The sequence below is a fragment of the Mesorhizobium sp. B3-1-6 genome (genome assembly GCF_006439555.1).
Taxonomy (GTDB): Bacteria; Pseudomonadota; Alphaproteobacteria; order Rhizobiales; family Rhizobiaceae; genus Mesorhizobium.
The window spans coordinates 39,037-50,435 of record NZ_VFTM01000042.1; the positions used below are offsets into that span (position 1 = coordinate 39,037).

At 63.5% G+C, this 11,399-nt stretch carries 9 protein-coding genes; 3 read left to right on the top strand and 6 right to left on the bottom strand.

The window, feature by feature from the left end:
- Positions 1–590: 590 nt before the first annotated feature.
- From preA to FJ414_RS28045, 3 genes are all read right to left on the bottom strand, one after another.
- Positions 591–1,904 carry an NAD-dependent dihydropyrimidine dehydrogenase subunit PreA gene (gene preA, locus FJ414_RS28035; protein WP_140647610.1) on the bottom strand — a complete coding sequence of 438 codons (1,314 nt, stop codon included), beginning with the start codon at positions 1,902–1,904 and terminating at the stop codon, positions 591–593.
- A 2-nt stretch (positions 1,905–1,906) separates the two neighbouring features.
- Positions 1,907–3,271, bottom strand: coding sequence for an NAD(P)-dependent oxidoreductase (locus FJ414_RS28040; protein ID WP_140647611.1), 1,365 nt, complete (start codon positions 3,269–3,271; stop codon positions 1,907–1,909).
- A 112-nt stretch (positions 3,272–3,383) separates the two neighbouring features.
- Entirely contained in the window at positions 3,384–4,118 is a 735-nt protein-coding gene (locus FJ414_RS28045; protein ID WP_140647612.1) for a gamma-glutamylcyclotransferase, read from the bottom strand.
- Positions 4,119–4,385: 267 nt separating this feature from the next.
- Between FJ414_RS28045 and FJ414_RS28050 the strand changes: the two genes are divergently transcribed.
- Positions 4,386–5,162: a VOC family protein gene (locus FJ414_RS28050; RefSeq protein WP_140647613.1), complete on the top strand. Its 777-nt coding sequence runs from the start codon at positions 4,386–4,388 to the stop codon at positions 5,160–5,162.
- Positions 5,163–5,192: 30 nt separating this feature from the next.
- On the opposite strand, the gene FJ414_RS28055 is transcribed toward FJ414_RS28050, so the two are convergent.
- Positions 5,193–5,681, bottom strand: coding sequence for a hypothetical protein (locus tag FJ414_RS28055; protein ID WP_140647619.1), 489 nt, complete (start codon positions 5,679–5,681; stop codon positions 5,193–5,195).
- Between the two features lie 197 nt (positions 5,682–5,878).
- Between FJ414_RS28055 and FJ414_RS28060 the strand changes: the two genes are divergently transcribed.
- Positions 5,879–6,268: a DoxX family protein gene (locus FJ414_RS28060; protein WP_140647614.1), complete on the top strand. Its 390-nt coding sequence runs from the start codon at positions 5,879–5,881 to the stop codon at positions 6,266–6,268.
- A 107-nt stretch (positions 6,269–6,375) separates the two neighbouring features.
- Here the strand turns inward: FJ414_RS28060 and FJ414_RS28065 are convergent, their stop codons facing one another.
- Positions 6,376–8,802 carry an FAD-dependent oxidoreductase gene (locus tag FJ414_RS28065; RefSeq protein WP_140647615.1) on the bottom strand — a complete coding sequence of 809 codons (2,427 nt, stop codon included), beginning with the start codon at positions 8,800–8,802 and terminating at the stop codon, positions 6,376–6,378.
- Between the two features lie 65 nt (positions 8,803–8,867).
- Positions 8,868–10,406: a trimethylamine methyltransferase family protein gene (locus FJ414_RS28070; protein ID WP_140647616.1), complete on the bottom strand. Its 1,539-nt coding sequence runs from the start codon at positions 10,404–10,406 to the stop codon at positions 8,868–8,870.
- A 211-nt stretch (positions 10,407–10,617) separates the two neighbouring features.
- Here FJ414_RS28070 and FJ414_RS28075 point away from each other — a divergent pair, with 211 nt between their 5' ends.
- Complete coding sequence (locus tag FJ414_RS28075) at positions 10,618–11,208, top strand: hypothetical protein (protein ID WP_140647617.1); 591 nt, start codon at positions 10,618–10,620, stop codon at positions 11,206–11,208.
- The last annotated feature ends 191 nt before the right edge of the window (positions 11,209–11,399 follow it).

The following is an 11,399-nucleotide window of genomic DNA, read 5'->3' on the forward strand; positions in this document are numbered from 1 at the left end:
CTCCAATTCATGGATATCTTTTATCGTGGATAGTTTTTATCTGCAATAGGCAAGATGAAAATTGCCCGCTAATTCGCAATGGCAGGATGAGAGAGAACGGCGCTTCGCAGGAGTTGGGTTCCTCGCACCCGGCAAAGCGCTACGCTATGCACATCTTCTGTGACTGGCGCGACTGATCAGGCCGAAGCTTGATTGCCACATGGTTCCCCCAATCCGTCGCTGCTTCGCAGCGCCACCTTTCCCCCCTCCGGAGGGAAAGGAAGGGAGCGCCGCTGGACGAGCATTGACGGCAAAAAGCTTGGCACGCCTTCCTCTACCCCGTCGATCGGGGGAGAGGTGGCTCGGCGAAGCCGAGACGGAGTGGGGGTCGACCAGTGCTGCATAAGACAATGCATGCGCCAAGCTCCCATGCACGCTATCGCCAAAGGCCAGCCGCTTGGAAATGTGGCACGCCGTAGCCGCAAACGAGGCGCAAGGAATGGCAACAGGCAATTTGGGGCCTCGGCGGTGTCCAGCCGTCCCGAAGACCCCTCTCCGTCCCGGCTTCGCCGGGCCACCTCTCCCCACTGCGTGGGGCGAGGAACCCAAGCCTATTCCGCCGCCACCTTGGCCATCGGATTGTTGGGGTGCGTCGTCCAGTTGGCGTAGATCGGGGACACCGGCTTGCCGGTGCGCTGGTCCATCACGCCGGCCGCCAGCGGCTCCATGGTGATGCAGCCTTCGACCGGGCAGACATTGACGCAGAGGTTGCAGCCGACGCATTCGGCCTCGATCACTTCGAAATGCCTGACGCCGTCGACCATATTGGTGATCGCCTGGTGCGAGGTGTCCTCGCAGGCGATATGGCAGCGGCCGCATTTGATGCAGGCGTCTTGGTCGATATGCGCCTTGGCGACATAGTTGAGGTTGAGATACTGCCAGTCGGTGACGTTGGGCGTTGCGCGGCCGATGATGTCGGAGAGCGAGGCATGGCCCTTCTCGTCCATCCAGTTCTCCAGCCCGGCGATCATCTCCTGCACGATCTTGAAGCCGTAGGTCATGGCCGCGGTGCAGACCTGCACATTGCCGGCGCCGAGCGCCATGAATTCAGCGGCATCACGCCAAGTGGTGATGCCGCCGATGCCCGATATCGGCAGGCCATGCGTTTCGGGATCGCGAGCGATCTCGGCCACCATGTTCATGGCGATCGGCTTCACCGCCGGACCGCAATAGCCGCCATGCGAGCCCTTGCCATCGATGGTCGGCTGCGGGGCGAAACTGTCGAGATCGACGCCGGTGATCGAGTTGATGGTGTTGATCAGCGACACCGCGTCCGTGCCGCCGGCAAGTGCCGCTCGCGCGGGCTTGCGCACATCGGTGATATTGGGCGTCAGCTTGGTGATGACCGGCATACGGGTATTCTGCTTGCACCAGCGCACCACCATCTCGATGTATTCGGGCACCTGGCCGACAGCCGCGCCCATGCCGCGTTCCGACATGCCATGCGGGCAGCCGAAATTGAGCTCGATGCCGTCGGCTTCCGTGTCCTCGACCACCGGCAGGATTGCCTTCCAGGCATCCTCGACGCAGGGAACCATCAGCGAGACGACGATTGCGCGGTCGGGCCAGTCCTTCTTGACCTGCTTGATCTCGCGCAAATTGACCTGCAGGTCGCGGTCGGTGATCAGCTCGATATTGTTCAGGCCGAGCAGGCGGCGGTCGGCGCCCCAGATCGCGCCGTAGCGCGGGCCGTTGACGTTGACGACCGGCGGGCCCTCCTCGCCGAGCGTCTTCCACACCACGCCGCCCCAGCCGGCCTTGAAGGCGCGGATGACATTGTAGGCCTTGTCCGTCGGCGGCGCCGAGGCCAGCCAGAACGGGTTGGGCGATTTGATGCCGACGAAATTGTTGCGGATGTCTGCCATGCTCATGCCCTCCCGTTAGAGGCCAGTGCCCGGTGGATGCTCTCGGCGGCGTCGCGCCCTTGCGCCACCGCCGAGACCGTCAGATCGTCGCCGCCGAAGATGCAGTCGCCGCCGGCCCAGACTTTTGCCAGCGAAGTGCGGCCTTCCGCGTCGACCCTGATGCGTCCGCCTTCGAGGTCGATCTGCTCGCCGCTGCCGTTGAGATGCGCCGGCACAAAGCTCTGGCCGATCGCCTTGAACACCTGGTCGGCGACAAGCGTGAGCCGTTCGCCGGTGCCTGTGAGCTTGTCGCCGCTGATCGCGGTGTATTCGAGCTCGATTGCCGAAACCTTGCCGTTCTCGGCAAGGACGCGCTTCGGCTGCAGCCAGTGGCGGATGGTGACGCCGTTGGCGGCGGCCAGGTCCTGTTCGAAGCCGGACGCGTTCATGTGCTCCTGGCCGCGCCGGTAGCAGACCGTCACTTCTTCCGCGCCGAGCAGCTTCGACTGCACCGCGGCATCGATCGCCGTCATGCCGCCGCCGATGACGACGACGCGTCGGCCGACCAGCAGGCTGGAAAGGTCGCTCGCCTGGCGCAGTTCCGAGATGAATTCCACCGCATTGGTGACGCCATCGGCATCCTCGCCATCGGCGCGCAGCGCATTGACCCCGCCGAGCCCGAGCCCAAGGAACACCGCGTCGTAGTTACGCATCAGGTCGGCAAGCTGGAAGTCGCGGCCGAGCGCCTTGCCGTTCTGGATATCGATGCCGCCGATCGCCGTGACATAGTCGACCTCGGCCTGGGCGAAATCGTCGACGCTCTTATAGGCGGCGATGCCATATTCGTTGAGGCCGCCGGCCTTCGGCCGCGCCTCCAGGATCGTCACCTCATGGCCATGACGGGCGAGGCGATGCGCTGCCGCCAGCCCGGCCGGCCCGGCACCGACCACGGCGATGCTCTTCCCGGTCGGCTCGGCGCGCTTGTAGAACTGCTTGTCCTCGCTCATGGCGACGTCGGTGGCGTAGCGCTGCAGCCGGCCGATCTGCACAGGCTTGCCCTCTGCCACCTCGCGCACGCAGACCTCTTCGCACAGCGTCTCGGTCGGGCAGACGCGGGCGCACATGCCGCCAAGGATGTTCTGGTCGAAGATTGTCTTGGCCGAGCCCAGCGGATTGCCGGTCGCGATCTGGCGGATGAACAGCGGGATGTCGATCGAAGTCGGACACGCGTTCATGCACGGCGCGTCGTAGCAGAAATAGCAGCGATCGGATTCGACCAGCGCCTCATGATGATCGAGCGGCGGATGCAGGTCGGAAAAATTGTCGGCATATTGCTCGGAAGACAGCCGGCCGCCGGCAATGCCTTCGATGAAATGACCAGTCGCCATTCCAGCTCCCCTTGTTGTCGTTTTGGGAAGGCTAGCACGTTTTATTTTTTTATCAATTGGTCAATTTTCGGCCAAGCCACTGTAATGGCTGAGTAAAACATGACAAATGAAATCATGTTATAGCCACCTCAGTAACCTCTGCTATGGCATGGCTTGTGACCTTGTGGCCATGGATCGACCGGATCTCGTCCGCCACCAGTTCCTGCAGCCGCCACAGATTGCGGTCATGGATGCCGAAGGTCTCGAGGTGGCTGACGGTGTTGTAGAGATATTCGGCGCCGGAACCGACATGGCCGCATGCGCAAGCCAATATCTTTGCTACGCTCTCCAGCGGCTGCCCGAGAGACGTCCCCCTGCCGGTGACGCCGACCCAGAAACCGAGCGCCTTGAGCGATCCTTGCACGGTGCGCACTGGGACCCATCGCACCGAGCTGACGGCTTCGTGATCGTCGATCTCGCGTCGCAACAGCCTTTCGATCTGGGCTGCCTTGTCACCGTCCGGCAGGCGGTAGATCACGCCATCGCAGCGCCCGCCGCGTTCGAGCGCCATCATCAGTCCGGGCTGCTCGGCGCTGCCTCTCCAGCGCACGAGATCCAGGCAGAAGGAGCGATGCCAGCCATGCGCCGAGGCGCGCAACTGCTCGACGGACTCGAAGGCCGGTTTCCAGATCAGCGAGCCATAGGCGAACACCCAAAGCGGACCTTCATCGGCCTCGCCGGCAAGACGCGTGGCGAGCGTCCGGAAATCATCGTCGCTTAGCTGTGTCCAATCCCCGCTGGGGCCAGGGTCGACCTCCTCCCGATGGCACAGAGCGACAAGTTCCGGCGTCAGTGACATGTGGCGCATGGATCGAAACCCCTCATCGGCAACAAGCAAAGTCGAAAACCCCATGGCGCGCAAGATTGCGAATCCTAAAGCATCACGCAGGAACGGATCGGAGCGAGGCGCGCTTTGATGCATGTCGTCGTCGCAAAACCGCTGCGCGCCCTAGGCGATATGCGCTGGTGCCTTGCCATCCTCGAATTCCAGCCCAGATGTCGGATTTCTGTCGCCAGGATCGTCCTAGGATGGATCGAACCGCGATCGCTGCCTGAACCGGTGAGGAGACCGACGATGCCGAAATCCCCGCAACCTTTCTTCTGGTACGAACTGATGACCACCGACCTCGACGCCGTCGAGGCTTTTTATACCGCCGTTGTCGGCTGGCGGGCCGAGCCCTTCGACAAGGCGCCTGGCATGCCGCGCTACATCGTGATGAATTCCAGCGTGCGCGGCGTCGGCGGGCTGATGACGATGCCGGAAGAACCCGCCAAGATGGGTATGCCGCCGGCCTGGGTGGGCTATATCTACACCAAGGACGTCGACGCCTCGACGCAAGCGCTCAAGGACGCCGGCGGTGCGGTGCACCGCGCGCCGGACGACATTCCGGGCGTCGGCCGCTTCGCCGTCGTTGCCGACCCGCAAGGCGCCGCCTTCATGTTCCTTCAGCCCAATCAGCCTGAACAGCCGCCGGTGCCGGCGACCACACCCGGCCATGTTGGCTGGCACGAGCTCTACACCTCGGACTGGAAAGCCGCCTTCGACTTCTATTCCAGCCAGTTCGGCTGGGAGAGCGCCGGCCAGTTGGACATGGGTGAGATGGGCATCTACCAGACTTTTGGCGCCGGCCCCGAATCCGGCGGCGGCATCATGAACAAGCCGCCGCAGATCCCGGTTCCCGTCTGGCAGTTCTATTTCAACGTCGACGCCATCGACGCCGCCGCCAAGCGCGTCACCGACAATGGCGGCAAGGTCATCATGGGCCCGATGGAGGTGCCGAGCGGCCAGTGGATCATCCAGTGCCAGGACCCGCAAGGCGCGCATTTCGCGCTGCTGGCGTCGACGCGGTAGCAGCGCGTGCTTGGATGGGCTGGCGCCGGATCACTCCGGCGTCAGCACAGCCACCTTCAGATCGGCCTTTTTTGCGCCGCTGATCTGGATGATCGCCGCGCCGCCGGCGAGCTTGAAGCGCAGGCTCTTGCGGATGCCCGGGCAGGTCTTGACGCCGCTGAAAGCCGCCGATTTTACGGTCTTGCCGTCCTGCACGACATCGATCCAGGCCTCGTCGGATAGGCTGAGCTGCAACTCGCCATCAGGCGGCACGGCCACGCTGGCCGTCGCGCCGAACGTGCCGGCTGCCGGTGCGCGTTCCGGCGGCACTTCAAAGCTGACCGTGTCGACGGCCTCGAGCGAGAAATCCACCGCTTGCCCGACTGTCAGGGAGGTGCCGGACTGGCCGGCCGGCGCCGCCGGGAACAAGGCCTGCTCGCGCGCAACCGGCCATTTGAAGGCATCGCAGCCCCCGTCAGCGGCCGCAGCGAAGCTGGTGCCTGCAAGGATTGCGAATAGGCTGATGAGGATTTTTTTCATGGCAAAGCGGACCCGTATGGTTTGATGTCTCGGCATATCAATACAACCATAGGGATAAATATGCAACCATTGCGAGAACATTTATTGGGAGGTGAAACCATTTTCACTCACCGATTGTTGATGGTGGGGCCGTGGGAAGTGAGTGGCCCATTGCCGGGTGACAATTTATGGCCGGGCGGGGTAAAATGGAGTTTTAGATGAAGCTTTTTGAAAGCCTTGCCCGGTACCGGCCGCAGGCGCTGGGCGTGCTGCGCATCATGACCGCGTTGCAGTTCATCGAACATGGCTCGCAGAAGCTGTTCAACTTCCCGGTCAGCGCTCAGCCGCACGCCCTCACCGGGCTGACGACGGCGGCCGGCATTCTCGAATTCGCCGGCGGCATCCTGCTGGCGCTCGGGCTCTTCACCCGCCCGGTCGCCTTCCTCCTGGCTGGCGAAATGGCCATCGCCTATTTCATGGCGCACTTCCCGCGCGACTTCTTCCCCGTAAACAACGGCGGCGACTTGGCGATCTCCTTTTGCTTCATCTTCCTCTATCTGATCTTCGCCGGGTCCGGCGCCTTCGCGCTGGACAACCGCCGCGGCTGACAAAGCATGCACCGCCAGTGCATGTCGCCCAAAAGTGCTCAGCCGTTTTGGGATGACGGCATGCACAAAGCCAAGCGCCTGAAGCGCATCGGCGAAGCCGTAGCGCTTCAGGCGCGCATCCGTTCGAAATTGGCGTCGAACAGCGGCGCCGCCTGGATGCGCGCCGCATGGCGCTGGCCGAGGATCTCGATCTCGAACCCATCCGGTCTGTCGGCGATCTCCTTGGGCACATAGCCCAAGGCTACCGACTTCCTCGAATTATGCGCATAGCCGCCGGACGTGACCCAGCCGAGCACGACGCCGTCATGCCAGATCGCCTCGTCGCCGATGACGTCGGCATCGGTGGCGTCGACAATGAAGCTGCGCAGCCGAAGCTTGCCGCCCCCTTTGCGCTCGGCGAGCGCCGCTGCCTTGCCGATGAAATCGGCATCCTTGCCATAGGCGACGAAACGGTCGAGCCCGGCCTCGAGCGGTCCGTAGATCGGCCGGTATTCGCGCGCCCATGAGCCATAGTTCTTCTCGAGCCTCAGCGCATTGAGCGCGCGCGAGCCGAACAAGCCGATCGAAAATTCCTCGCCCGCCGCCAGCAGCGCCTGGAAGGCGGCGCGCTGATATTCGGGCGCCACCCAGATCTCGTAGCCGAGATCGCCGGTATAGCTGACGCGCCCGACCAGGCACGGCGCCATGCCGATATCCATCCGCGCCACCGCCATGAACGGGAATGCGGCATTGGAGACGTCGGCGCGGCTGGCTTTCGCCAGCACCTCCCGCGCTTTCGGTCCGGCGATGGCGAGGCCGGTGAGTTTCTGCCCCAGCGCCTCGATGTATACCGAGCCGTCCTTGGGCAGATGCGCCTCGAACCAGCGCATGTGGTATTGCTCGGCGACGCCGGAGCCGGCGATGAACCATTCGCCGTCGCCAACGTTGGCGAGCGTGAAGTCGCCGATCAGCTTGCCGTCTTGCTTCAGCATCGGCGCCAGCGTCATGCGGCCGGGCTTCGGCAATTTGCAGGCAAGCACACGGTCGAGCCAGGCCGAGGCGCCCTCGCCCGTCACCTTGTATTTGGCGAAGTTCGAGATCTCCGACAGACCGACGCCGCCGCGCACCGCCGCCACTTCATTGGCGATATGGGCGAAATCGTTGGAGCGCCGCCATGAGAACTCATCCTTGACGCCCGCGGGCGCATACCACAGCGGCACCTCAAGCCCGAAAGAAACGCCCCATTGCGCGCCCTTGGCCGACAGCAGGTCGTAGACCGGCGTCGTCTTGAGCTGGCGCCCGGCCGGCAATTCCTCGTTGGGGAAACGGATCGAGAAGCGGCGCGAGTAATTCTCGCGCACTTTGGCGTTGGTGTAGGCCATCGTCGCCCAGTCGCCGTAGCGGGCGACATCCATCGCCCAGATGTCGGCGCCGGGATCGCCCTCGATCATCCAGTTGGAGAGCGCGAGACCGACGCCGCCGCCTTGGCTGAAGCCGGCCATGACGCCGCAGGCGACCCAGAAGCCCGGCAGGCCGCGCACCGGGCCGACCAGCGGATTGCCGTCGGGCGCGAAGGTGAATGGGCCGTTGATGATCTGCTTGATCCCGGTCTTCTGGAAGGCCGGGAAGTGGCGAAAGCCGACTTCCAGCGACGGCGCGATGCGGTCGATGTCCGGTTCCAGCAGTTCATGGCCGAAATTCCAAGGCGTGGTGAACTCCGACCACACCTTGTTGGCCTTCTCATAGGTGCCCATCAGCATGCCGCCGCGCTCCTGGCGCAGATACAGCTCGCCGTCGAAGTCGACGGCATGGATGATCTCGGTGCCGGTCTTCTTGTTCCAATCCGCGACCTCCGGCATGTCCTCGGTGATCAGGTACATGTGCTCCATGGCGAGAACCGGCAGTTCCAGCCCGACCATGCGGCCGACCTCGCGCGTCCACAGCCCTCCGGCATTGACGACATGCTCGGTCACCACCTCGCCCTTGTTGGTGATGACGCGCCACAACCCGTCGGGCCGGCGCACGATGTCCTCGACCTTGGTGAAGCGCTCGACCTCGGCGCCCAGTTTGCGCGCGGCCTTGGCATAGGCGTGGGTCACGCCGGACGGATCGAGGTGGCCGTCCTCCTTGTTGCGCACGGCGCCAACGAACTGGCTGGGATCGATGAGCGGCATCAATTCTGCCGCCTCCTTCGCCGAGATCACCTCGAGGTCGATGCCAAGATAGCGGCCTTTGGAGACGACGCCGCGCAACCAGTCGAGCCGCGCCTCGGTTGCCGCCAGAAGCACGCCGCCCGTCAGGTGCACGCCCGTCGCCTGTCCCGAAAGCTCCTCGATCTCCTTGTAGAGCGAGATCGTGTATTTCTGCAGCTTGGCGACGTTGGGGTCGCCGTTGATGGTGTGCATGCCGCCCGCCGCATGCCAGGTCGAGCCCGAGGTCAGCTCATCGCGTTCGAGAAGCACGACATCGGTCCAACCATGGCGGGCAAGATGGAACAGCACCGAGCATCCGACGACACCACCGCCGATGACCACGACCTTTGCATGCGACTTCATGGGGTTTTTCTCGTTGGTTCAGTGAGTTGAGAGATTGAAATGAATCAGGATGGGAAGCTGTTCCATCACGGTTCGCCCTGCCCGATCGCTTCCTTGCGGCGCGCCATATAGGCTTCGAGCGCTTCGCGCACGGCGGGGTCCATGGCCGGCTGGACATATTCCTCCAGCGCTTTCTTCCACAGCCGCGTCGCGCGCGCCGTCGTGTCGAGCCCGCCAGCCTCCTGCCAGGCCTCGTAATTCTGCCAGTTGGAAAGCATCGGCTGGTAGAAGGCGGTGGCGTAGCGCTCCAGCGTGTGCGGCTCGCCGAAGAAATGGCCGCCGGTCGGCACCGCGCCCAGCGCGTCCACGGCCAGTTCGCCTTCGTCGACCACGATCGGGCGCAAAAACTCCATCATGTGCTGCATCATCTCAACATCGATGATGAGCTTTTCGAACGAGGCCGTCAGGCCGCCCTCCTGCCAGCCGGCGGCATGGTAGACGAGATTGCCGTGGCCGAGCACCGCGCCCCACAAAGCCATCAGAGTTTCATAAGCGCCCTGCGCGTCCGCCGCGTTCGAGGCCGAGCCCGGCGTCGTGCGATAGGGCAATCTATAGCGCCGCGCCAATTGCCCGGAAGCGATATTGGCCTTGGTGTTTTCCGGCGTGCCGAAGGCGGGCGCGCCAGACTTCATGTCGACATTGGAGGTGAAGGCGCCATACATCACCGGCGCGCCCGGACGCACCAGCTGCGTGAGCACGATGCCGAACAGCGCTTCGGCATTCTGCTGCGCCAGCGCGCCAGCCAGCGTCACCGGGCTCATCGCGCCCATCAGCGTGAACGGCGTCACCGCCACCGACTGGCCGTATTCGGCCATGGTCATCAGCCCTTCCGCCATCATCTCGTCGAAGCGGCGCGGCGAGTTGACCGAAATGATGGTGTTGACGCCGGGATCGTCGCGCATCTCATCAAGTGTCAGCCCGCGCGCGATCGCCATCATCTCGATGCCGTCGAGCGCCCTGCCCCGGCCGATCGCCGAGACGTGGAAAGATTTGTCGGTCAGCGTCAGGTTGGCGAAATAGGTGTCCATATGCCTTGTGTTCGCCGGCAGCTCGATCGGCGCGCAGACCTGATTGCCCAGCATGTGGATGCAGTTGAAATGCTGCGCCAGCCGCACGAGGTCCGAATAGTCGGCAAGGTTGCCGGCGCGGCGGCCGCGCTCCATGTCATGCACATTGGGCGGCCCCGCCACCAGCGTGAAGTTGATCGTGCTGCCGCCGAGATGGATGGCGTGGTCCGGATTGCGGGGCGTCAGCGTGTAGGCCGGGCGCGTCGACTTCAGCGCCGCCTCGACCATGCCGCGATCGACGCGCACATTCATCGAGCCGTGATCGACCTTGGCGCCGGCGCGCTCGAACAGCGACAGCGCCCGCGCGCTCATCACCTCGATGCCGAAATTCTCCAGTATATGCATCGACGCCTGGTGGATGGCCTCGATCTGGTCGGCCGACAGCAGCGCCATGGGCGGATAGGGATTCTCCACTCGCCGCCGCGGCAGTTGTGGAATGGCCGCTGGCCCACGGTTGCTGGTGCGCTCGGCGCCGCGCTTGCGTCTTGGTTCGCTCATGCGCGCATCAGAGCGCCGGCATCAGATGCGAGCTGTCAGGAATTCGCCATTTGCCGGCGTGATTTTAGCCAAGGCGGCATTTTTCAAAGACAATGAAGAGAATAACGACGCCGATGGTCGTAATATCGACACTCGGCTTTTTCGTGCCTCCGCATCCGCGTTAAGGAACCGCGCAAGACTCCTTTTATGATTTCGGCCTATTCGTCTTCCAATGCGTAGGTCGAGTTTTAGTAAAATTGTCGCTGTCTCCGTGCTGCTGGCGCTTTCGGCCTGCGCGACAGCGCCCAGCCACATCAACAATGTCTGTGCCGTCTTCGACCAGAATGACGGCTGGTTCGACAACTGGCAGTCGGCCGCCGAACGGACCGAGCAGAAATACGGCATTCCCGTCCCCGTGCTGATGGCGACCGTGCGCAAGGAATCCGGCTTCAAGAGCAACGCCCGCCCGCCGCGCACCAAGCTGCTCGGCTTCATCCCGTGGACCCATGTCTCGAGCGCCACCGGCTACTCGCAGGCGCTCGACGGCACCTGGTCGCAATATCAAAGCGAGACCGGCAACTGGGCGGCGCGCCGCACGCGCTTTGCCGACGCCATCGACTTCGTCGGCTGGTACCACTCCAAGACCGCCGGCACCTTCGGCGTCGCCCGCAACGACACCTACAATCTCTATCTGGCCTACTATCTCGGCTGGACCGCCTATGGCCGCGGCAATCGCGGCGACGCCGGCGTTCAAGGCTACGCGCGCGCCACCGACCAGATGGCCCGCGATTACGCCGCGCAGATGCGGCAGTGCGGCAGTTAACGCTTCGTCTGGGCCTAAAGCGCGTCGCGCTGAAGCGGATTCAGGCGACGCGCTTTAGGCCTTTGTTTTCATGCATGTCGCTGTCGCAAAACCGCTGCACACTTTTGCGCGATATGCATTAGGCCGTAGTGACGATTTAAGGAATTGGGATTCCCACGGGCCGGCAAATCAGATTCAACGCTGATTTTTGG

Excerpts from the sequence above, each read along its gene's own strand:
- preA (WP_140647610.1), bottom strand. The coding sequence starts at position 1,904 with ATGGCAGACATCCGCAACAATTTCGTCGGCATCAAATCGCCCAACCCG.
- FJ414_RS28040 (WP_140647611.1), bottom strand. The coding sequence starts at position 3,271 with ATGGCGACTGGTCATTTCATCGAAGGCATTGCCGGCGGCCGGCTGTCT.
- FJ414_RS28045 (WP_140647612.1), bottom strand. The coding sequence starts at position 4,118 with ATGCGCCACATGTCACTGACGCCGGAACTTGTCGCTCTGTGCCATCGG.
- FJ414_RS28050 (WP_140647613.1), top strand. The coding sequence starts at position 4,386 with ATGCCGAAATCCCCGCAACCTTTCTTCTGGTACGAACTGATGACCACC.
- FJ414_RS28055 (WP_140647619.1), bottom strand. The coding sequence starts at position 5,681 with ATGAAAAAAATCCTCATCAGCCTATTCGCAATCCTTGCAGGCACCAGC.
- FJ414_RS28060 (WP_140647614.1), top strand. The coding sequence starts at position 5,879 with ATGAAGCTTTTTGAAAGCCTTGCCCGGTACCGGCCGCAGGCGCTGGGC.
- FJ414_RS28065 (WP_140647615.1), bottom strand. The coding sequence starts at position 8,802 with ATGAAGTCGCATGCAAAGGTCGTGGTCATCGGCGGTGGTGTCGTCGGA.
- FJ414_RS28070 (WP_140647616.1), bottom strand. The coding sequence starts at position 10,406 with ATGAGCGAACCAAGACGCAAGCGCGGCGCCGAGCGCACCAGCAACCGT.
- FJ414_RS28075 (WP_140647617.1), top strand. The coding sequence starts at position 10,618 with ATGCGTAGGTCGAGTTTTAGTAAAATTGTCGCTGTCTCCGTGCTGCTG.